This window comes from Litorivivens sp. (genome assembly GCF_041624475.1).
GTDB lineage: Bacteria > Pseudomonadota > Gammaproteobacteria > Pseudomonadales > Spongiibacteraceae > Litorivivens.
The window spans coordinates 1-21649 of sequence record NZ_JBFJUX010000012.1; the positions used below are offsets into that span (position 1 = coordinate 1).

Consider the following 21649-nt stretch of genomic DNA (forward strand, 5'->3'; position numbering starts at 1 on the left):
CCTGTTTCCTGCTGTTCTTGCGTACTGGACAATTGAGCTCTCCGCTGACGTTTGACGCCACTATAGCGCGATTGAAAAGTGGTGCCCCGGTCAGGATTCGAACCTGAGACCTGTCCCTTAGGAGGGGACCGCGCTATCCAGCTGTGCCACCGGGGCAGACAAAGGCGGCTATTCTAGCCTGTGTGACCTGCCAGTCCAACCACAGGCTTGGCAAACCCATACGCTCTCGCGATACTGCAGGCCGCAATACCCGCTTTGGAGAATCTGTGAATCCAACCGTCTCTGTTGTTATGCCCGTTCTGAACGAGGCCGACCGTCTGCAAAGTGCAGGCCGCTCTCTGGCGTCACTGCCAAACAGCGAGTGGATTGTGGTTGACGGTGGCAGTAACGATGACAGTGTAAAAATCGCAGAGTCGATGGGTGCCAATGTCATTGTAAGCTCGCCGGGCCGCGCCCGGCAGATGAATACTGGCGCCAGTCTCGCCAGAGGTGACTACCTGCTCTTCCTTCACGCTGACACCAGTCTACCCGGTGACTGGCAGCTGTGGCTGCGTGCGCTGGAATCCGTGGAGCCGCACTGGGGGTTTTTTCGTGTGGCGTTGCAGCCTGCCGGCAAAGTGTTAGGTCTGGTAGCCGCTGCAATGAACCTGCGAAGTCGTCTGACGCGCGTTGCAACAGGGGACCAGGCTATTTTTGTGAAGCGCTCCGTGTTTGAGGCGCTGTCGGGTTTTGCGGATATTCCGTTGATGGAAGATGTGGAAATCTCCAAGCGTCTTCGGCGTCAGGCTCCGCCGATGATCTGGCCGACGCCGGTGCATACCTCAAGCCGACGCTGGCGCAGGCACGGCATAGCAAGGACAGTTTTACTTATGTGGAGCCTGCGCCTGCAATACGTGCTTGGCGTGTCTCCAACGATACTTTACCGACGCTACTACGGACCGACCCTTGAGCGAAAATAGTCGCATTGCCGTTTGTCTGTTTGCCAAGGCGCCCCTGCTCGGACGGGTAAAAACCCGGATGCAGCCGATGCTTACACCCTCAGAAAGCCTGGCCTTGCACTGCGATCTGTTGCGGCTGTGCTGTGACAATCTATCGTCGCTGGATCGAGACCGGTTTGAGCTGGAGCTGCACGTTACCGAGCGGAGTGAGTTTTTGATTGATCTTGCCAGCAGTCATGGGTTTTCAGTCAAAATCCAGAAAGGGGCGAATCTCGGGGCAAGAATGAGCCACGCCGTGCGTCAGAGTTTGATGCATCATCGCGCCGTGTTGCTGGTTGGCGCCGATTGTCCCTCAGTGGATGCGCCGCTGGTAGAGCGCGTCGGTGACAGCCTGCGGGATAATCAGGTAGTTATGGTTCCCGCGTTGGATGGCGGCTATGTTGCGCTGGGACTGACTGAATACGCGCCTGAGTTGTTTTGCAATATACCTTGGGGAAATGAGACCGTGGCCCGGGAAACGGCGCAAAGGATTCAACAGCTGGGCTGGAGCGTTGAGTATTTTCCTGCAGAGGCGGATATTGACCGGCCGGACGATTTGAAATGCCTGCGGGGCAAACTGGATTTCTGGTCAGAGAGGTAACAGCGTCAGGCTGCCGCGTATTCGCGTCGATACTGGTCCAGCCAGCCGCTGAACTGATTTTCGTTGAGGGGTTGATCCTGTTGCTTGGAGAAGCACTTGGCCCACAGGCGCCCGAGCTGCGCTGCATCGCAGGGTTGGGGCAATACGATGTCCTCGCGCTGGTAAATTAGCCACGCAATTGCGGTGGCATAGCTGAGATTCCAGCTCAATTCGCTGTCCGGATCCTGCAGAAAGCGGTGTTGGCTGGCCAGGCCGCGCACTTTGCTGGCGAGATCGGGTTTGAACGCGAGATAGGTGTCCCAGATCTGACGGTGCTGTTCAGGTGTTATCTGGTAAATGCCCAGACCGGCGGCGTCTTTGTGAAGCGGGTTGAGCTGCGATTCCAGAGCAGCCGTTCCCAGCAGAAGCTCTTCGGCGACGTTAGAGTCGACCCCGAGGTAGCGCAAGGTGGGGCCAATTATCTGATCTCTAAGCTCGAATGCGTTCATCATAGCTCGGGTTCTCCGCGCCAGAAGTCATCTGTTTGATACTGTCTATTCTTATGGACTTCAGCTTCCGCGAGTTTACTGCAACCTAGAAGCGTTAAATTTCCGCTCCCTATGAATAGAAATAGTGCAATTTTCGCTCAATGTCAAAAAACTTTCACGATTTTAATGTATTAGACCACTTTATTCAGAGTAAATAGTGGAATGTACTGTAAGTGATTATACGCATTAACCTTGTGGTTCGAATGCGCTTGGTGCTAAGTTCTTGTTTTATAATCATTACTCGACGCAAGTAAAACGCAGGCCGAAACCGCGCACAGTGCGCATTTTGCAAATGTATCAGGAGAGAGCTAGCGCATGACAGATACGGGAGTGGTTCTGCCTTGGTGGCTGCTCAGCCTGTTTGCCGGCGTGTTGCTGACGGTATGCGTGTGGCGTCAGGACAGTCTGCGCCGTTGGTGCTCGCAGCGCCTGTTGGGCTCATCAGAGCGGCTGTTGCTCTGGTCCAATCGCCTGGAGTTGCATCTGGCGCGCCTGAAAATACGCACCGATGAAGCCTTTTCCTCCTTAGCCGGCTACCTGGCAGCGATGCGTTATCAGATGGCTGTGATCGACTTCAATCGTCTGTTGATTACCCGTTGGCAGCGCGTCGAAAGATTGTGCGCAGACAGTGACGGATTGATCGCCCGCGCCGGACAGGAGCTGGAAACTGCTCGTTCGGAGCGTCCAGACGCACCGGAGTGGGTAGTGGCCGCCGATGCCATCGGTAAGCTGCCGGCGGGCAATACCCAGCCGGCCACGTCGAAAATTCTCGAGGCCATGCTGGATGCGGCTAAAACCCAGCACGAGGAAGCCTTGCGGGAGTTTCGCTGGGCGGCGGCTGTGCGCGGCCGGGCCTTGCTCGCCAGTGCCGCTTACTGGCGCAAGCTGAATGCCCGATTGGAGGCGATCGAGGCGTATTGGTGTGATATTCGCAACAAAGCGCAGCATATCGCCCGGGCCAGCGCCTCTACCCAGCGGTCAGAGAGCGAATCCCGACGGCGTCGCATTTTGCGCGGGGTGGGCAATGGTGTGATTACCACGCTTTTGCTGGCGGTCTCCTGCTGGTTGACGGTGTATTTGCTGGGTAGCTTTCAGCAGGCTTTGGCTGGACAGGTGGCCGGCTGGTTGTCTGCCTGGTCGGCGCTATATCTGGTAGGTCTGTTGTTGCTTGGTGCGACGATTATTTCTGCCCTGCGCTGCTCGGATGTATTTCCCAGTGTTGCGGAGCTTCCCGCGCGTTGGCGTCGCAGTCTATCGGTGCTGGGTTTGGCGCTGCTGGCGGCGATCAGTGTCACCAGCATGCAGTTGCCGGTGGCGCAGGCGACAAGTGCATTGCTGACTGCAGGCTGGAGCGAGGGCAGTGCCCGATGGATGGCCGGCGTGCTGTTTCTGCTGCCAGCGCTGGTTGCCAGTCAACTCTGTTTACTTGCGCACTGGCTGCGCTCGACCAGGCCCTTGTCGCTGCTGGCGCTGGAGCTGGTCATAAAAACGCTGACCGCGGTATTGAAATGCCTGCACTGGCTGGCCTGTGCCGGATATCGGCTGGTGGCACCGAAGGGGCAAATCTCCTTGCCTGACGCCAGTGGTGAGCCGATCAAGCTGGTGGCAGACAATTCAGGCAAGCGCGCGAGTTAACCGCCCGCGAGCTTAACGGTAAAACCCTCTTTCTCCAGCAGGGGTTTCAGGGCAACACGCTGATCGCCTTGAAATTCCAGTACTCCCGCTTTCAGGCTGCCGCCGGTGCTGAGTTTCTGGCGCAGGCTTTTGGCCAGCACTTTAAGATCTTTTTCCGGCAGCGGGATGCCCGTCACCAGAGTGACGCCCTTGCCCTTGCGCCCTTTGGTTTCTCGTTGAATGCGCACGATTCCGTCGCCAGTCGGCAATGACTGGTTTTCACGACAGCTGCATTGGGCTGCGGGCTGATTACAGCCCGGGCAGATGCGGCCTTGATCCGTTGAATAAACACGACTCATATTCTTGACTCCCTCAGCTCAGTATAATGACTGCCAATGTGGAGGAATGCTTGTTGAAAACACCAGAAGTAGAGGGCCTGTTGCAGGATCTGCAATCGCGCTATGCCTTTCAGGAAGATCTGCTGAACAGCCTGAACGCGACCGTTGTGGCGCAGGGGCGTCAGATCGAGCAGTTACAGCGCCAGTGTCAGCATCTGCAGCAGGTTATTCGTGGGATGGCGGAGGACGTTGAGCAAATGCGGCCGGCGACAAACGAGCGCCCGCCGCACTATTGATCAGTTTCCGTTTACAGTCCGCACATCTTCAGCCTGGGCACCTTTCTCGCCCTGCGTGAGCACAAACTCAACCTGCTGACCTTCCTGCAGGCTGCGACGCCCTTTGCCGCGAATAGAGCGGAAATGAACAAAGACATCGTCACCATTGTCGCGCGTGATAAAACCAAAGCCTTTATTGGCGTTAAACCATTTCACCTTGCCTGTCTCGCGCTGAGGCGTCATTTTTTCCAGCGCAACCGGCAGCCAGGGGCTGACCAGGAAGGACGTCAGACTAACCAGGAAAAAGCCGGCAAAGCTTGAAAGCAGGGATGCGTCAAAGGTTGGGGTGTCGGCGCTGAGCAGGGCGAGCGCGGTAGCGATGGCGCCGAGTACAGTGGCGGCCAGAAGTTTAGTGATAAATACCATAGGTCTCTCTGTAAATACTCATTTAAATCATGGTGTTAGCACACAAGCGCAGGAATGAAGGCGCTGTGAGGCGCAAAAGTTTACCACGTCAACGAGAGAGGCTCTATTGGGATTGCAGTTTACTGAGCCCAAAGCGCCTGCTGAGCATGCGATCCAGCAGTCGGTGAGGCAAAAGGCTCAGGTTGTAAAGCTGGTGCACACCGGCCGCTACTTTGACGTAGGGTTGATCCGGTTTTGCCAGCGCAGTCTGGAGGATCTTGCGGGCGACCTGGTCCGCAGGGCTGCCGTTTTTCTGGGACAGCTCGGCCCGTTCCTGAATGTACTCGACAATTCTGTTGTAACGGGACTGGGGGGAGAAGGTGCGATCCAACTGCTGCCGCGCGGTTTTGCCAAAATCGCTGCGAATTCCGCCCGCCATAACGCACTGGACTTTGACGCCGAAGGGGGCCAGCTCGCGGCGCAGGGCATCATTGAGGCTGTGCAGGGCGCTCTTTGAAGCACAATAGCTGCCGGCGAAGGGCGTCGTGAGGTGGGCGGAAACGCTGCCGATATTGACAATCGTGCCTTGAGTTTCAATCAGTTGCGGTAGCAGGGCCTGGGCCAGCGCCAGCGGGGCCACGGTGTTGGTGTGCAGCTGTTGCTGCAGAACTTTCCAGTGCAGTTCTGCCACCGGCCCCATCTGGCCGTAGCCGGCGTTGTTAATCAGCAGAGAGACCGGCCCTGCCAGTTGCTGCCAGCCCTCGGTTTCGCGGGCAAAGCTATCCGGATCATCGAGATTCAGGGCTACCTTGATGAGGTTCGGGTGTTCCAGCGAGATGCGTGAGGGGTCGCGAGAGGTGGCGATAACCCGAAAGTCGCGTTTGAGTAATTCTTCAGCGAGTGCCAGGCCAAGCCCGGCGCTGGCGCCGGTCACCAATGCGGTTTGTGTCATGCGTACCTCAGTAGACAGGGGCTAAGCTGCCTACCATAACGCGTTGTGTTGCAGGGGTGAATACGAGCTCAGATTTTGAGGACGTCTTCTGCCTGAAAGCCCTTGGGGCCTTCAACCAGATTGAATTCTACCGTCTGCCCCTCATCCAGGGTTTTGTAGCCATCACCTCGAATAGAGCGGAAATGAACGAATACGTCATCGCCGCCTTCCTGGGTGATAAAGCCAAAACCCTTGGCGTTGTTGAACCATTTGACGGTACCGGTCATGCGGTCACTCATGGGACTTCTCCAGATAGCATTCCCGCAGCCATAGGAACGCAGCGCGAGCAAAAGCACGCGGCACGGAATCAAAAGCGACGGGAGATTGGAGGCAGGAGTTACTGCCTACTACAGAAAGCCGAATATTGGCGTCGTTATTTTTATGATAGGGCACTGTGTCACAGACTAACGCTTGAATAACGCTTTCATACTATAACCCGTGCCGACGGCTGTCTACTGTCCAAAAAGCCTTTTTGAAACAGCATCTTACACATTCAAGAGCAGTGTAAACTTGCGCTGACGCCCGGTTGTAGCCAGCGCCAGTGCTTACAACGCGGCAATCGTGGACTGTTGCTCACGCATTTTCTGCAGTGACTGCTCTTGAGCGGCCAGCTTTTCCTTCTCCTTGGCGACGACCTCAGCGGGTGCCTTGGCGACGAAGTTATCGTTACCCAGTTTGCCGGCCAGACGCTGGACTTCTTTTTCCAGTTTGCCAATTTCTTTGCCCAAGCGCGCCAGTTCGGCGTCTTTGTCGATCAGGTCTGCCATGGGCACCAGCAGCTCCATGTCGCCAATCAGCTGGGTGGCTGACATCGGTTTGTCTGCGTCAGATGGTAATACGGTGAGGCTGTCGAGTTTTGCCAGTGTAGTCAGGAACTGCCGGTTCTCCTCGACGCGCCGCTGATCCTCATCCGAGCAGTTGCTGAGTAGTACCGGAATCTGTTTGCCCGGTGGAATATTCATTTCGCCGCGCACGGTGCGGATCGCCACGATCACTGCTTTCAGCCACTGTACGTCGGCACTGGCCTGCGGGTTGAGTTTGCTTTGATCTGCCTCGGGATAAGGCTGCAGCATGATGCTGTCGCCTTCAACGCCGGCGATGGGCGCCACCTTCTGCCAGATTTCTTCCGTAATAAAAGGCATAAAGGGGTGGGCCAGACGCAGCACGGCTTCCAGCACCCTGATCAGTGTGCGGCGGGTGCCGCGCTTGGCATCCACGCTGGCATTGTCGTCCCAGAGCACGGGCTTGGACAGTTCCAAGTACCAGTCGCAGTATTCATTCCAGACAAACTCATAGATTGCCTGAGATGCCAGATCAAAGCGGTACTGAGTGAGAGCTTTTTCTACCGCCGTTTCAGTTTGCTGCAGCTCAGAGATGATCCAGCGATCAGCCAGGCTCAGTTTGACTTCGCTGTCGAGGCCACAGTCTTCGCCTTCGGTGTTCATCAGCACATAGCGGGCGGCGTTCCACAGTTTGTTGCAGAAATTGCGATAGCCTTCCAGTCGCTTCATATCCCAGTTGATGTCGCGGCCGGTGGAGGCGAGCGAGTAGAGGGTAAAGCGCAGGGCGTCGGTGCCGTGGGCGCTGATACCTTCTGGAAAGGCCTTGCGCGTGCGTTTGCCGATCTTTTCAGCCAACTGGGGCTGCATCATATTGCCGGTGCGTTTCTCGACCAGTTCTTCTAGCTCGATGCCGTCAATCATGTCCAGCGGGTCGAGTACATTGCCCTTGGATTTGGACATCTTCTGGCCGCTCTCGTCACGGATAAGGCCGGTGACATAAACGGTTTTGAAGGGCACATGGGGCGTACCGTCTTCGTCCTTCATAAAGTGCATGGTCATCATCGCCATGCGCGCCACCCAGAAAAATATGATATCGAAACCGGTGACCAGCACATCGGTGGGGTGGAAGGTTTTCAGGCGCTCGGTAACCTCCGGCCAGCCGAGGGTTCCAAAGGTCCACAGTGCTGAGCTGAACCAGGTGTCGAGCACGTCGTCGTCCTGATTCAGTTTCGTGGTTTCTGACAGATTGTATTTGCTGCGCACTTCCGCTTCGTCGCGGGCAACGTAGACATTGCCTTCGCTGTCATACCAGGCGGGAATGCGATGACCCCACCACAGCTGGCGGGAAATACACCAGTCCTGAATGTCGCGCATCCAGGAAAAATACATGTTCTCGTATTGCTTGGGTACAAACTGGATGCGCCCGTCCTCGACCGCTTCGATAGCGGGCTTGGCCAGGGTTTTGGCATCCACAAACCACTGATCCGTAAGCAGGGGTTCAATGACCAGACCGGAGCGATCGCCGCGAGGAACTTTCAGGGCGTGGTCGTCGATCTTTTCCAGTAAGCCGGCGCTCTCGAAATCCGCCACAATCTGCTTGCGGGCCTCGTAGCGATCCAGCCCCGCATAGGCGGCGGGCAGGCTGGCGTCGAGCTCGGTATTTTCACTGCCGTCACTGTTAAACACTTCGGCCGTGTCGCGAATGGCCGCGTCGATGGTCATGATATTGATCATCGGCAGGCTGTGGCGTTGGCCCACGGCGTAGTCGTTAAAATCGTGGGCCGGGGTAATTTTGACGCAGCCACTGCCAAAGTCGCGATCTACATAATCGTCGGCGATCACCGGTATGCGGCGGTTGACCAGCGGCAGCATAACGAACTTACCGATCAGGTCTGCATAGCGCTCGTCTTTCGGGTTCACCGCCACAGCGGTGTCGCCCAGCATGGTTTCGGGGCGGGTGGTGGCGACCACCAGATAATCTTTGCCATCGGCGGTAGTGACGCCGTCGGCCAGCGGATAGCGGAAGTTCCAGAGATGGCCCTGCTCTTCGGTGTTTTCCACTTCCAGATCGGAAATGGCGGTATGCAGTTTTGGGTCCCAGTTGACCAGGCGCTTGCCGCGGTAGATCAGATTGTCGTCGTAAAGGCGAACAAACACTTCCTGTACGGCTTTGTAAAAGCCCTCATCCATGGTGAAGCGTTCGTTGTCCCAGTCCACTGACGCGCCTAGCCGGCGCAGCTGGCGGGTGATGGTGCCGCCGGACTCCGCCTTCCATTCCCACACTTTTTCCAGAAACTTTTCGCGGCCCAAGTCGTGGCGCGTTTTGTTGTCCTCGTGCGCCAGTTTGCGCTCCACCACCATCTGGGTGGCGATGCCGGCGTGGTCGGTGCCAACTTGCCAGAGGGTATTGCGTCCTTTCATGCGCTGGTAGCGGGTCAGGGCATCCATGATGGAATCCTGAAAGGCATGCCCCATGTGCAGGCTGCCGGTGACATTGGGCGGCGGGATCATGATGCAATAGGATTCACCGCTCCCGGACGGGCGGAAATAACCTTTGTCTTCCCATGCTTTGCCCCAATGGGCTTCGATCTTGCCTGGCTGAAATGTCTTGTCCATAAATCCAATCGTTACAACGTGAAGGGAACGGCGGCAACCGTGCCGTAAAAGGCGACCAATTATACTGGAATTGGGTGATGAGGCCACCGATGGCGGCCTGTGCACCGGCGCCGCTCAGGCGATTTTGTGCGTGTTCAGCGGATAACCCCGATCCTTGTAGAAGCGATAGCGCTCGCGGCTCGGCGGCAACCAGTCGGGCGCTTGGCAGACAATTTCGCCGAGACGGGCGAAACGACTGAAAAAGTCCGGGATTTGCGGGGCGAAATTTATAAACAGGTCGCCCGCCGGTGGCGGTTCCTGATCCCAGGCGATCACAATAGTGTCATTGGTGTTGGCCGATTTCAGCGCGTGTGGCACAAAGCTTGGCGGCGAAAAGCTCCACAGCAGTTCATCGAGTGCCAGCCCCTGCGCCTCGTCGGCACAGTGCAGGTAGATGGACATACCGCGTTTGTGTGCCTTCTCCGCCAAGCGACAGCCGTAGAGCAAGGCGTCCTGCGGCTGGGCTGATTGCAGTATGTAGAAATCGACCTGAGTCATCAGTCAGCACAGTCCAGCAGATACTGCATCAACAGGCCCACCGGGCGACCGGTGGCGCCTTTGGGTGCTGACAGCCAGGCGGTGCCGGCGATATCCAGGTGGGCCCAGGTCAGGTTTTTGGTAAAGCGCGAGAGGAAGCAGGCTGCAGTCACGCTGCCGGCTTCCGGCCCGCCGATATTGGCAATATCGGCAAAGTTGGAGTCGAGCTGGCTCTGGTATTCGTCCCACAATGGCATATGCCAGGCGCGGTCGCCGCTGCGCTCGCCCGCAGCGAGCAGCTTTTCCGCGAAGGTGTCGTCATTACTGTACAGGCCGCTGGCATGGCGACCAAGCGCCACGACGCAGGCACCGGTCAGGGTGGCAATGTCGATAACGGCTGCGGGCTTGAAACGCTCTGAATAGGTCAGGGCATCACACAACACCAGTCGGCCTTCGGCGTCAGTGTTCAATACTTCAATGGTCTGACCGGACATACTGGTGACCACGTCGCCGGGTTTGGTGGCTCGCCCGCTGGGCAGGTTTTCAGAGGCCGCGATAATGCCAACCACATTAATGGAAAGTTCGAGCGCGGTAACGGCGTTCATGGCGCCCATTACACTGGCCGCGCCGCACATGTCGTATTTCATTTCGTCCATTTTGGCGCCGGGCTTGATACTGATGCCGCCGCTGTCAAAGGTGATGCCCTTGCCGACCAGAACCTGAGGCTTGGCCGACTTCTTGCCGCCCTGGTATTCCATCACGATCAATTTGGCGGGCTCGTCACTGCCGGCGCTGACGGACAGCAGCGAACCCATGCCCAGTTCGCGCATTTTTTTCTCATCGAGCACAGTGACTTTCAATTTGTCACTTTTGCGGCCCAGTGCCTTGGCTTCTTTGGCAAGAAAGCTGGGTGTGCAATAGTTGCCGGGCAGGTTGCCGAGCTGGCGGGCAACGTTAATGCCCTGGCCGATGGCCTGGCCCTGGGCGAGTGCCTTTTTGGCCGCAGCATTGCCGGCTGCCAGCAAGATCAGCTTTTTCAGGCCGGGTTCGGCTTTTTTGCTGAGCGAGGCGGTGTATTGATAGTTGCCTGTTTCCGCCAGTCGCGCCAGGGCGCTGATCTGGGCTTCGCTGCTGAGCACGCGGCTGTTTATCAGCACCGCGGCATCGCTCAGCTTGTGCGTTTTGAGAGCGTTGAACGCTGCAGTCGCGGCCTTGTCGTAGCTTTTTGCATCGACTGAATCGGCTTCACCCAGCCCGACCAGCAGCACGCGTTCGGCGCTTAGAGCGTCGCACCAGGGCAGCATCAAGGTTTGCGCGCCCTTGCCTGAAAAGTCGCCGCGCTTGACCAGGCGTTCAATGGCAGCGTTCAGTGTGGCATCGCCGGGCAGAGCCTTGAGATCCTCCACCGTCAGCGGCAAGACTAGGCAGGCGCTCTTCTGGCGGCTCAGGGTAGAAGGGGCTTTCAGGCTGATTTGCATGTTTGGCCTCGCGCAGTGGGTGCAAAGTAAGGATAATGACGTTTTTGACAGGCCACACAGTGTAATGCCTGCCCAACCATCAGGAAAGTTCCACAGGGTTAAGCTGTCTTGATTCTTTACCGCTACATTGCCAGCGAACTGCTCAAGTCGATGTTTGCCGTCACCTTTATTCTGCTGGTGATCATCATGAGCGGACGCCTGATCAAGTATCTGGCCGATGTCGCCGCCGGTGAATTGGCGCCGGACTTTCTGTTCCTGATCATGCTCTACCGTCTGCCCAATTTTCTGGAAGTGATTCTGCCGCTAGGGATGTTTATCGGCATTCTGCTCAGCTATGGGCGGCTGTATGTGGATTCTGAAGTGGCAGTGATGAACGCCTGCGGCATCAGCCGCCTGCAATTGCTCAAGCTCGCTGCCGCGCCCATTCTGCTGGTGACTTTCGGGGTGGGATTGCTGAGTATGGTGGTCACCCCCGCCGGTATTCGCGCCTATGAGGCGCTCTTGGTGGAAAGTAAGGCCTCGGAGGGTTTGCGCGCAGCGGTGGAAGCGCGCTTTCGTCTCGATGAGCGCAGCGGCCGAGTGACGTATATAGAAAGCCTCAATCGGGACAATGATGGTATGTCCGGCGTGTTTATCGCCCAACCCATGGAAACCGATAAAGGCCGTGAGCTGGTGGCGGTTATCGGAGCCGATCAGGGTTTTTTCGATATGGATGAGCGCAGCGGACAGCGCTATCTGGTACTCGACAATGGCGTGCGTTACGTCGGTGAGCCGGGAGAACTGGATTATCAGGTGGCCCGCTTTGCACGCTACGGACAGTGGCTGCAGGACAAATCCCAGAATCGGGGCCGCAAGGCCGCCGATGGCAAGAGCACCGGTGAACTGTGGGGCTCAGATCAGCCTAACGATCGCGCGGCGCTGCAGTGGCGCCTGTCGCTGGCGCTGTTGGTGCCTGTTGTTGCCCTGCTGGCAGTGGCCTTGAGTAAAACGGACCATCGCAGTGGTCGTTACTCAAAAATGTTCCCGGCATTCATGTTGTACATGCTGTACCTGATCGCCCTGAACGCAGGGCGGGAAGGGCTGGCCAAGGGTGATCTGCCGGCGATACCCGGATTGTGGGGGATTCATTTCGGTTTTTTAGTGTTTGGTTTGTTGCTGATGTTGGGGCCTGACTGGCTTCGTCGCTGGCGGGCGAGGTCCGCATGATCAAGCTTGACGCCTACGTGGGGCGAACGGTTACCGCTGCGATTCTGTTGGTTCTGCTGGTCATTGTTGGTATCGACCTGCTGACCGCACTGATTGACGAGCTGGAGGATGTCAGTGATGACTACAGCTTCTTCCAGGTTGCCAAATATGTTTTGCTGACCACGCCGACAAGCCTTTATGAGTACCTGCCTTTTGCGGCCTTGGTCGGCTGTCTGGCCGGACTCGGCTCGCTGGCTGGCACCAGTGAGCTGGTTGTCATGCGCGCTGCCGGTATCAGTACGGGCCGACTGGTCTGGTCGGTTATCAAGCCGGCCTTGTGGCTGACCTTTCTGGGGCTGTGCATTGCCGAATTTGTCGCGCCGCGTTTTCAGCAGATCGCGGAAAGCGGCAGGGCGATTGCCCTGCAGGAAGAGGGCAAGGTGCACTCGGAATATGGCATGTGGCACCGGGAAGGTGACAGCTACATGCATTTCAATGCGGTGGAAGCCGGCGGTATCCTGCACGGGGTTGTGGTCTACCAGTTCGGTGAGGGCCGCGAGCTTGAAAAGGTGGTCTACGCCGAACGCGCCATCTTCACGAATAGTGAGTGGCTGCTTGAAGACGGTTCGGTGTCGCACTTTTCAGCCAGCGGTGCGAACAAAGAGCTTTTCTCGCAACTCGACTGGGATACCGAGCTGACGCCCGAGTTGCTCAACATTCTGGTGCTGGATCCGGCGGACTTGTCGATCAGCGGTATCTGGCAATACGCCAATTACCTGCAGGAACAAGGGGTGAGTGCGGCGGAGTACGAGTTGGCCTTCTGGCAGAAAATACTGCAGCCGCTGGCGATTCTGGCGCTGGTGCTGGTCGCGATTTCGTTTGTCTTTGGCCCATTGCGACAGGTCACCATGGGCTTTCGTGTGTTTACCGGTGTGATGGTGGGTATCGTGTTTCGCACGATGCAGGATATGCTTGGTCCCGCCAGTCTGGTGTTTGGCTTCGAGCCCCTGGTGGCAACCCTGATCCCCATTGGCCTGTGTTTCCTGTTTGGCGCGGCGATGATGATGCGCCGGGTGTAATCTGGTCTGCCGTCAGCCCTTTTTCTTTTTGGGCAGACGGATCACTCGCGTGCCCGACAAGCGGTCGTGCCAGCTCAACTTTTCCCTGTCCACCCAAACCCACCAATAGCCGATAAAACCCGGCGCCATTGATAGGGTCGCCGCGAGGCAGCGGGCGATGCATCGCAGCCAGCCCGGTTTGCTGCCGTCACGGGTTTGCACCTGTATTCGCCAGGCCTGCATGCCCAGCGTCTGTCCATTTTTGCGCCAGAACAGGCTGTAAAAACCGATCACAACGGCGACCAGATAAAGCTGAAAGCCCAAACCGGCCAGCAGGGGGTCGGCTTTGTGCATGACCTGGCTGCTGGCTTCGGGAATATTGGGGTCGAGTTTGCCGGTCACCAGAACCGCGAGCAAGGTCGCCAGACAGAGCAGGGCGAACAGCAGCATGGCGTCGTAGACCATCGCCATAATGCGCGGCAGAACCCCGGCGGGCGGAAAGGGCTGTTCGGAAGATGCGTCGGTCATGGCTCAGGCGGTTTCCGTGCGGAACAAAATTCGGCGCGCAGTATAGCATGTAGCTCGAGAGCACTGAGTGTTTGCACGGCAGGCTTACCATCGTGTAATGGCCGGCCCCCGGCGCTGACAGGAGCCACGGTTAGTGCTAACCTCGCCTGAAACCTCAGCCGGTGCTGTCATTTGTTTCATTTCACTGACGAATCGTGTCGGCCAATCCCAATAAGAGTAAACAGGATCTGCGCATGCGTGTTCTGGTAATTGAAGATGACGCCACGGTGGCGGACTACATTGTCAAAGGCCTCAAGGAAAGCGGATACAACGTGGACTATGCCGCCGATGGCAAAGTCGGGCTGGTGAAGGCTACCACTGAAAATTATGACGTCGCCATCGTCGATCGCATGCTGCCCCATGTCGATGGTCTGACGATCATCCAGACGCTGCGCGCCTCCAACAATACGACGCCGGTTCTGATTCTCAGCGCCCTTGGCGATGTGGACGATCGTGTCAAAGGGCTAAAGGCCGGCGGCGATGACTATCTGGTCAAACCCTTCGCCTTTGCCGAGCTGCTGGCGCGAATTGAAGCGGTACTGCGACGCCAGGAATCCACGGCGACGCAGACACGACTGAAAGTCGGCGATCTGGAAATGGACCTGCTGGCTCATAAAGTGACGCGTGCCGGAGAAGTGTTCAACCTGCAACCGCGCGAATACAAGTTACTGGAATACCTGATGCGCCATGCCGGTCAGGTCGTTACCCGCACCATGCTGCTGGAAAATGTCTGGGACTATCATTTCGATCCGCAAACCAATGTGATTGATGTGCATATCAGTCGCTTGCGTCAGAAGATCGACAAGGGCTTTGACAAGCAGCTGCTGACCACCGTGCGTGGTGCCGGGTATATGCTGGATGATCCTGAGTAAAGTATTTAACAGCTTTACCTTCCGCTTTATGTCCGGCTATGTAGCCGGGCTCAGCATTACCGTCTTTTTGGTACTGGCGGCAATCTATACCCTGATTTCGCGGGACTACTTCACCCAGGTTCACAACACCATTCAGGAGGAGCTCGATGCGCTTACCGTCACCTATCAAGAGGGCGGTGCCGAGGCTGTTTCAGAGTTTGTTGAGGTGCACGCCGGACCTGATCGCCTGATTCGGTTTTTCTTTCTGGTGGTCGACGAAAATTACGAGCCGATTGCCGGCAACCTCGACCGCTGGCCCGATCCGCGTCAGTACCGGGACGGTTGGCTGGGTTTTGACCTGAAGCTGCTGTCGGGTGACTGGGATGAGGTAGGCACCGAGTTCGTCGCCCGTTCGCGCACCCTTGATACCGGTGAAACGGTGATGGTGGCGCGCCACTATGCCGACGTTATCAACAGTGCCAAGCTGGTCAGTGGTGCGCTGACCCGCTCGCTGATCGCAACCATCGTACTGGGTATCATTGGCGGGGCCATTGTTGCCAGTCGGCTGGTGCGCCGCATCGACGACATGAATCAAAGCCTTAACCGTATTATGTCGGGCGATCTCAGTGAGCGCATTGAAGTGCACGACAGTCACGGAGATTTTCGTCGCATGGCGGAAAACCTCAACAAGATGCTCGATAAAATCGAGCAGCTGATGCTGGGGATGCGGCAGGTATCTGACAATATTGCCCACGATTTGCGTACACCATTAACCCGTCTGCGCAACAAGCTTTCCGATCTGCAGCAATCCTCCAACGAGCCCGATCGTGTGCAGGATTTGATTGATGAGGCAGACGGCTTGCTGGCGACCTTCAGCGCTCTGCTGCGTATCGCCCAGGTCGAGTCCGGCAACCCCCGCTCCGGCTTTACTCAGGTAGATGTCAGAACCATTCTGCTGGACGTGATCGAGCTCTATGAACCTCTGGCGCTGGAGAAAAATCAAACCGTCGAAACAGATCTGGCCCGGGTGCCCGCATTGAGTGGTGATCGCAATTTGCTGTTTCAGGCCATTGCCAATCTGGTCGACAACGCCATCAAGTACACCCCGGAGCAGGGCAAGGTGATGGTGCGACTGTGGGCGCAGCAGGAGCAGGTCGTTATCGAGGTGGCGGATTCCGGCCCCGGTGTGTCCCCCGCCGAGCGCGACAAGGTGTTGCAGCGTTTTTATCGGGTCGAAGCCAGTCGCAGTGAACAGCCCGGCAATGGTCTGGGGCTGAGTCTGGTTAACGCAGTGGTGAAATTACACGGCGGCAGTGTGCAGCTGACGGACAACTTCCCGGGCTTGCGGGTCAGCCTGCGGATGCCTTTGAGTGCATAGCCCTTACATCGCCGCTCAAATTAATCCTGGGGACCTCTGATTAGTTCGACGATAGCTCAGGCTTTCAGAGAAAAGGATTGTGCTTTTCCAGTTTGATATGCCCGGTGTCCGGTGGCGGCGGCGCCGGTTTGGGTTTTTCCCCAAGCCGGGCACCGGGCTCGTCAAGGGACAGGCTGCTGGTGTCGGGGTTCAGTTTTTCCCGGGTATCCGGCAGGGTATCGATGTCTGATCCCGCTTCCGCCAGGCCAAAATCTGGCGGTTCAACTTCGGGCAGCGCCGGACGCTCCTCGCCTTCCCAGGGCTCCATGTCTGCCAGGCTGAACTCGGAAAGGTCCAGTGCCGGCGCGACAACGGTCTGGCGTTCATCGTCAGTCAACACGGGCGTTCCCTCAGGGGCCAAGCCAATGGTGCCGGTTTGCGGTGCCCGGCTTTGCTCAGCAGTCTTGGTTTGCGGTGCCTGCGCATCACCATGACGTTCCAGGCGTTTTACCGCAGTCTGCAGGCCCGCTTTGGTCAGCGCAGCCTTAAACTTTCGGGCGGCATCTTCCGTTACGGCTTTTTTAATGCGATGCGGTTTGCCATCCACCAGGCTGGAGGCCTGCTGCTGATCGGTCTTGAATAACTGGGCTACTCGCGCCACGGCCTGAGCCTGGCTGGTACCGTCCAGCAGTTTGCCGGTTATGATAATGTCGTAGCGAGCTTCACTCATCGTGCTTACCTGGTGCCTTGGCGCTTTCGCCGTCTACTGATCAACTTAGCAGAGATCGCGGGGCAATGTTAAGATGCCTGTTCTGCTCACCTGCGAAATTGACGACCAGACCTCTGAATGGACGCCGAAACGGTTCCCACAAAATTTGCCAAATCGCTGCTGAATCTCGTTGTTGAGAGAGGCTACGACTATGCGCCGGTCCTTGGCGTTGCGGGAATAGATTTCGATCCGATGGATACCAGGTCGCCGGGCTATCAAACCCAGATCTCGGCGCATCAGTACTCCCGACTCTATCAGCAGGTGCTGAGCCTGTTGCAGGACGAGACCTTCGGGCTGGTTCAGGGCAGTGGCGTAACTCCGGGCGCGTTCCGGATGATGTGCTACTGCATACTCAGTTGCGACAATCTGGGTAAGGCAATCAAGCGCGCCTGTGAGTTTTACCGCACCTTCTTCCGCAATGAGGCTCAGATCAGCTTTGCTCTGGAAGGCGAACTGGCCTCTGTTGGCTACAGCGGCGCCCGCGACAGCTCGCTGGCGGCGACCGAAGTCGAAGCGGCTGATATCTATGGCCTGTCGATCTGGCATCGTTTTTACTGCTGGCTGGTGGGCACCTCGATTGAGTTGAGTGAAGTACATTTCGCGCGCCTGGCTCCGGATAACGCTGAGCGGCGAGAAAAGTACGAGCGCCTGTTTGGCTGCCCGGTACTGTTTGGGCAGAGTCGCGATGAGATTCTGTTTCATCAGCGTTTCCTGGACTACCCGCTGGTTCAGTCCGACGAATCGTTGAAAACCTTTCTTAAAACTGCACCCTATCCGTTGATGGTCATGCCCAATGGTCGCAGCGATAACGGTCTGGTGGCCCGAGTGCGGGCGCTGATCGGGCACGATTTCAGTCAGGGCTCGCCCAGTTTTGATCGCATTACCCAGGCGTTGCATATGTCGGCGCCAACTCTGCGCCGCAGGCTGAAGAAAGAGGGCACCAGTTTTCAGACCCTCAAGGATGAATGTCGCCGGGATGCGGCTATCAACTACCTCAGCAATTCTGATCTGTCGATCAACGCCATCGCCGCGCTGATGGGCTTTACCGACCCAAGCGCCTTTCACCGCTGCTTCAAAAAGTGGACCGGCACCACCCCGGGGGAATTTCGGCAGCGGGAGCGGCGCCAGGGCTCCTGAGATAAGCTTTTGTTTTTAAAGTCTTTATAGCTTCTTTGCCAGTCTGATTGACCGCAATTGTTATTGTCTTTCCGCGCCGCAGAGTTAGATTGTGCTCGCTAATTTGGCGGGCGTGTCCTCGCCGCTGTCCAACTGTACACAGGAATCATTATGGCTACCGAAGCATTTATCTACGAAGCGATCCGTACGCCGCGAGGTAAGGGCAAGAAAGGCGCGGGCTCTCTCTACGAAGTTAAGCCCATCGATCTGGTTACCAATCTGCTGGAAACCCTGAAAACCCGTCTTGACCTCGATACGACCCAGGTCGAGGATTTCATTCTGGCTACCGGTGAGCCTGTGGGAGAGCAGGGGCAGGATCTGGCCAAGGCCGCGCTGGTCTATTCAAGCTGGGACGATGTTACAACCGGCGCCCAGCTGCACCGCTTCTGCGCAGGTGGTCTGGATGCGGTAAACATGGCGGCGGCGAAAGTCGCTTCCGGCTTTGAAGATCTGGTGGCCGCCGGTGGTGTGGAGTCCATGTCCCGCCTCGGTATCGGTGCCTCCGGTGGCGCAACTGGCGACCCCTGGGTTGCCATGAAAAGCTATTTTATCTCCCAAGGCCTCGGCGCCGACATGCTTGCGACGCTGGATGGCTTCACGCGTGAAGACGTGGATGCCTACGCCGTGCGCTCCCAGCAGCGCGCTGCCCACGCCCGCGACAACGGTTACTTCAAATCGCTGGTGCCGGTAAAAGACATGAACGGCGTGACCATTTTGGATCACGACGAATTCATCCGTCCGGGCACCACCATGGAAGATCTGGCCAAGCTGAAACCTGCCTTCCAGATGTTTAACGATTTCGGTCACGGCGGCGTTGCCAAACTGAAATACCCCGAGCTGGAAAATATCAACTGCGTTCACACGCCCGGCAATTCCTCCGGCATCGTTGACGGCGCCGGTCTGGTGCTGATTGGTAACGAGAAGGCCGGCAAGGATCAGGGGCTCAAGCCGCGTGCCCGCATCGTGTCCTGTGCGCTGGTTGGCACCGAACCCACCATTATGCTGGCAGGCCCAGGCCCAGCTACCGAAAAGGCCCTGAAAAAAGCTGGCCTGACGGTTGATGATATCGATCTGTTTGAGTTGAACGAAGCCTTTGCCTCTGTCGTTCTGCGCTACCAGAAACAGCTGGGCATCCCCGATGAGAAGATCAACGTGAACGGTGGCGCTATTGCCATGGGTCACCCGATTGGCGCGACCGGCTCCATGATTCTCGGCACCCTGCTGGATGAACTGGAGCGTCGCAACCTGAAGCGCGGTCTCTGCACCTTGTGTGCGGGCGGTGGTATCGGCATCGCCACCATTATCGAGCGGGTTTAACACAGAAATTATCGTAGGAGCGACCAGCGCTTGCGGGCGGGACTCGTTTCTGCAATGGAGAGAAGACAAATGGGATACATTCAACTAGAGAAAGACAGTGACGGCATCGTCGAGCTGATTTTCGACCAGCCGGGTAAAACCGTTAACACCATGGGCGCGGAGTACGACGAAGCCATGCGCGCCGCCGTCGCCGAATTGAAAAGCATGGTAGAGCAAGGCGGTGTAACCGGGGTTTACGTTCGCAGCGGCAAGCCCGGCCAGTTTTTCGCCGGCGGCGATATCAAAGAGCTGCTGGAAATGGACCTGAACCCCAGCGATGAAAAGAAAGCTGAGGTGTACAACGGCATTATGCAAACCAAGGCGCCTTTACGCGAGCTGGAAACGCTTGGCGTACCGGTTGCTGTTGGTATTAATGGCGCCTGTCTGGGTGGCGGTTTTGAAATCTCCCTGGCCTGTCATTACCGGGTTGCGATGAATGGTGTGCAGGTTGGTCTGCCCGAGGCGATGATTGGTTTGATGCCCGGCGCTGGCGGCGTTGTGCGCATGACCTATCTGCTGGGCATGCAGGAAGCCATTGGCCTGATCAGTCAGGGCAAACGCCTGACCGCAGAAAAGGCACAGGGCAAAGGCCTGATCCACGAGCTGGCCGACTCTGAAGAAGATCTGGCCGCCAAGGCCAAGGCCTGGATCAAGGCCAATCCCGAGGCGAAGCAGCCCTGGGACACCGAGGGTTATAAAATACCCGGCGGCTACCCCACCGATGAGGCCAATCAGGGCCTGACCTTCTTTGGTCCATCCAATGTGATGGTCCAAACCAAAAACCTGATGCCGGCACAGAACGCTATTTTTGCCTGTGTGGTGGATTCTGCGCGGGTCGATTTTGACACCGCCCAGAAAATCGAAGGTCGGTATTTCATGCACCTGATGCTCAATCAGGTGTCGCGCAATATGATGACCGCCTTCTTTGTGCAGATGGAGGCACTCAACAAAGGCGCCAGCCGTCCCGATAGCATCGACAAGACCAGTGTGAAAAAGCTGGGTATTCTCGGCGCCGGTCAGATGGGTGCCGGTATTGCTACCGTTGCCGCGCAAAAGGGCATCGAGGTTGTGTTGAAAGATATTTCTCTGGCGAACGCAGAGAAAGGCAAAGCTTATGCGGAGAACTTTTTCAACAAGCGCATTGAGAAAAAGCGCCTTACCGAAGAGGCGAAAACCGAGTATCTGGCGCGCATTAAAGCCACTGAAGACTATGCCGATCTGGCGGACTGTGATCTGGTGATCGAGGCCGTCTTTGAAGACCGCAAGGTCAAGGCCGCGGTAACCAAAGACACCGAAGCCGTATTGAAGGTCGACGGCGTGTTTGCGTCCAACACCTCGTCGCTGCCCATCACCGAACTGGCCGAGGCCTCCAGCCGTCAGGCCAATTTTATCGGTATGCATTTCTTCTCGCCCGCCGAGAAAATGCCATTGGTTGAAATTATCCGTGGCGAAAACACCTCGGATGAAACTCTGGCGCGCGCTTTTGATCTGGCCCAGCAGCTGGGTAAAACCCCGATTGTGGTCAACGATGCCCCCGGCTTCTTCACCACTCGCGTGATCGGTAAAACCGTATCGCAGGGTGCCATCATGTTGGAAGAGGGCATCAACCCGGTACTGATCGAGTCAGCGGCCCGCGACAACGGTTCGCCGATTGGCCCGCTGGGCGCGATTGATGAAATCAGTCAGGAAACCGCCTATAAAAATGGTCAGCAGGCCAAGGCCGATGCCGAAGCCCAAGGTCAGAAGTGGGAAGACAATGCTGCCTCGCGCATTCTCGACCGCATGGTCAACGAGTTTGGCCGCAAAGGTAAGGTTCACGGTGCCGGCTATTACGAGTACCCGCAGGGTGGCCAGAAGCACATGTGGCCGGGCCTGAAAGAGGCATTCGCTCCAAATGGCTACAAAGAGATTCCTTACGAGGATATCAAAGACCGTCTGGTTTACTCCCAGTGTCTGGAAGCGGTCCGCGCCATGGAAGAAGGTGTTATCGAGAATGTGGGTGACGGCAATATCGGTTCCATCATGGGTATCGGCTTTCCGGCCCAGACCGGCGGTGTATTTCAGGCGATCAACGCGATTGGTCTGCAGCAGTTTGTAGAGCGTGCCGAGTACCTGCACCAGCAGTACGGTGAAGACTTTGCCGTGCCGCAGTTGCTGAAGGACCGCGCTGCGAAGAACGAACTGTTTCTGTAAGTTCTCTATCCGGAGGG

The 21649-nt window shown here is 57.1% G+C and carries 21 protein-coding genes and 1 tRNA gene; 11 read left to right on the forward strand and 11 right to left on the reverse strand.

The window, feature by feature from the left end; all coding sequences use genetic code 11:
- Nucleotides 1-79 precede the first annotated feature (79 nt).
- Nucleotides 80-156: transfer RNA gene (locus ABY734_RS12455), tRNA-Arg, on the reverse strand.
- Nucleotides 157-290: 134 nt separating this feature from the next.
- On the opposite strand from ABY734_RS12455, the gene ABY734_RS12460 reads away from it, so the two are divergent.
- Entirely contained in the window at nt 291-959 is a 669-nt protein-coding gene (locus tag ABY734_RS12460; protein WP_372779695.1) for a TIGR04283 family arsenosugar biosynthesis glycosyltransferase, read from the forward strand.
- On the forward strand, nt 946-1578 hold the full coding sequence (locus ABY734_RS12465) for a TIGR04282 family arsenosugar biosynthesis glycosyltransferase (RefSeq protein WP_372779561.1): 633 nt from the start codon (nt 946-948) through the stop codon (nt 1576-1578). The genes ABY734_RS12460 and ABY734_RS12465 overlap by 14 nt, the downstream gene beginning before the upstream one ends.
- A gap of 5 nt (nt 1579-1583) precedes the next feature.
- Here ABY734_RS12465 and ABY734_RS12470 read toward each other — a convergent pair whose 3' ends face one another.
- Complete coding sequence (locus ABY734_RS12470; protein ID WP_372779562.1) at nt 1584-2069, reverse strand: hypothetical protein; 486 nt, start codon at nt 2067-2069, stop codon at nt 1584-1586.
- 351 nt (nt 2070-2420) lie between these two features.
- Here ABY734_RS12470 and ABY734_RS12475 point away from each other — a divergent pair, with 351 nt between their 5' ends.
- Nucleotides 2421-3740 (forward strand): hypothetical protein, encoded by a 1320-nt coding sequence (locus ABY734_RS12475; RefSeq protein ID WP_372779563.1) that lies wholly within the window; start codon nt 2421-2423, stop codon nt 3738-3740.
- Here the strand turns inward: ABY734_RS12475 and ABY734_RS12480 are convergent.
- The gene (locus tag ABY734_RS12480; RefSeq protein ID WP_372779564.1) at nt 3737-4078 is read right to left on the reverse strand and encodes a translation initiation factor Sui1; all 342 of its coding nucleotides are present in this window, start codon (nt 4076-4078) and stop codon (nt 3737-3739) included. The two genes, ABY734_RS12475 and ABY734_RS12480, sit on opposite strands and share 4 nt — an antisense overlap.
- 53 nt (nt 4079-4131) lie before the next feature.
- On the opposite strand from ABY734_RS12480, the gene ABY734_RS12485 reads away from it, so the two are divergent.
- Nucleotides 4132-4353 (forward strand): SlyX family protein, encoded by a 222-nt coding sequence (locus ABY734_RS12485; RefSeq protein ID WP_372779565.1) that lies wholly within the window; start codon nt 4132-4134, stop codon nt 4351-4353.
- Here the strand turns inward: ABY734_RS12485 and ABY734_RS12490 are convergent, their stop codons facing one another.
- From ABY734_RS12490 to ABY734_RS12515, 6 genes are all read right to left on the reverse strand, one after another.
- A complete protein-coding gene (locus ABY734_RS12490; RefSeq protein WP_372779567.1) occupies nt 4354-4758 on the reverse strand; it encodes a cold-shock protein in 405 nt (134 codons plus the stop codon).
- A gap of 103 nt (nt 4759-4861) precedes the next feature.
- Complete coding sequence (locus ABY734_RS12495) at nt 4862-5689, reverse strand: SDR family NAD(P)-dependent oxidoreductase (protein WP_372779568.1); 828 nt, start codon at nt 5687-5689, stop codon at nt 4862-4864.
- A 68-nt stretch (nt 5690-5757) separates the two neighbouring features.
- Nucleotides 5758-5967 (reverse strand): cold-shock protein, encoded by a 210-nt coding sequence (locus tag ABY734_RS12500; protein WP_372779569.1) that lies wholly within the window; start codon nt 5965-5967, stop codon nt 5758-5760.
- A gap of 306 nt (nt 5968-6273) precedes the next feature.
- Entirely contained in the window at nt 6274-9126 is a 2853-nt protein-coding gene (locus tag ABY734_RS12505; RefSeq protein ID WP_372779570.1) for a valine--tRNA ligase, read from the reverse strand.
- A gap of 114 nt (nt 9127-9240) precedes the next feature.
- On the reverse strand, nt 9241-9663 hold the full coding sequence (locus ABY734_RS12510; RefSeq protein WP_372779572.1) for a DNA polymerase III subunit chi: 423 nt from the start codon (nt 9661-9663) through the stop codon (nt 9241-9243).
- Nucleotides 9663-11120 (reverse strand): leucyl aminopeptidase, encoded by a 1458-nt coding sequence (locus ABY734_RS12515; RefSeq protein WP_372779573.1) that lies wholly within the window; start codon nt 11118-11120, stop codon nt 9663-9665. Before ABY734_RS12515 ends, ABY734_RS12510 begins: the two co-directional genes overlap by 1 nt.
- Nucleotides 11121-11228: 108 nt before the next feature.
- Here ABY734_RS12515 and lptF point away from each other — a divergent pair, with 108 nt between their 5' ends.
- Nucleotides 11229-12326, forward strand: coding sequence for an LPS export ABC transporter permease LptF (gene lptF / locus ABY734_RS12520; protein ID WP_372779574.1), 1098 nt, complete (start codon nt 11229-11231; stop codon nt 12324-12326).
- Nucleotides 12323-13384 carry an LPS export ABC transporter permease LptG gene (lptG, locus tag ABY734_RS12525; RefSeq protein WP_372779575.1) on the forward strand — a complete coding sequence of 354 codons (1062 nt, stop codon included), beginning with the start codon at nt 12323-12325 and terminating at the stop codon, nt 13382-13384. The genes lptF and lptG overlap by 4 nt, the downstream gene beginning before the upstream one ends.
- Nucleotides 13385-13396: 12 nt before the next feature.
- Here lptG and ABY734_RS12530 read toward each other — a convergent pair whose 3' ends face one another.
- Nucleotides 13397-13891, reverse strand: a complete 495-nt coding sequence (locus ABY734_RS12530) for an RDD family protein (protein ID WP_372779576.1) — start codon at nt 13889-13891, stop codon at nt 13397-13399.
- Between the two features lie 233 nt (nt 13892-14124).
- Between ABY734_RS12530 and ABY734_RS12535 the strand changes: the two genes are divergently transcribed.
- Complete coding sequence (locus tag ABY734_RS12535) at nt 14125-14802, forward strand: response regulator transcription factor (protein WP_372779578.1); 678 nt, start codon at nt 14125-14127, stop codon at nt 14800-14802.
- Complete coding sequence (locus ABY734_RS12540; RefSeq protein WP_372779580.1) at nt 14789-16159, forward strand: ATP-binding protein; 1371 nt, start codon at nt 14789-14791, stop codon at nt 16157-16159. Before ABY734_RS12535 ends, ABY734_RS12540 begins: the two co-directional genes overlap by 14 nt.
- Nucleotides 16160-16223: 64 nt before the next feature.
- Here ABY734_RS12540 and ABY734_RS12545 read toward each other — a convergent pair whose 3' ends face one another.
- Nucleotides 16224-16868 carry a hypothetical protein gene (locus tag ABY734_RS12545; RefSeq protein ID WP_372779582.1) on the reverse strand — a complete coding sequence of 215 codons (645 nt, stop codon included), beginning with the start codon at nt 16866-16868 and terminating at the stop codon, nt 16224-16226.
- Nucleotides 16869-16985: 117 nt separating this feature from the next.
- On the opposite strand from ABY734_RS12545, the gene ABY734_RS12550 reads away from it, so the two are divergent.
- The 3 genes from ABY734_RS12550 to ABY734_RS12560 all read left to right on the forward strand — a co-directional run bounded on the left by ABY734_RS12550 (nt 16986) and on the right by ABY734_RS12560 (nt 21632).
- Nucleotides 16986-18044: an AraC family transcriptional regulator gene (locus tag ABY734_RS12550; protein ID WP_372779583.1), complete on the forward strand. Its 1059-nt coding sequence runs from the start codon at nt 16986-16988 to the stop codon at nt 18042-18044.
- A gap of 150 nt (nt 18045-18194) precedes the next feature.
- The gene (locus ABY734_RS12555) at nt 18195-19400 is read left to right on the forward strand and encodes an acetyl-CoA C-acetyltransferase (protein ID WP_372779584.1); all 1206 of its coding nucleotides are present in this window, start codon (nt 18195-18197) and stop codon (nt 19398-19400) included.
- Nucleotides 19401-19469: 69 nt separating this feature from the next.
- Nucleotides 19470-21632 carry a 3-hydroxyacyl-CoA dehydrogenase NAD-binding domain-containing protein gene (locus ABY734_RS12560; RefSeq protein ID WP_372779585.1) on the forward strand — a complete coding sequence of 721 codons (2163 nt, stop codon included), beginning with the start codon at nt 19470-19472 and terminating at the stop codon, nt 21630-21632.
- Nucleotides 21633-21649: the final 17 nt, after the last annotated feature.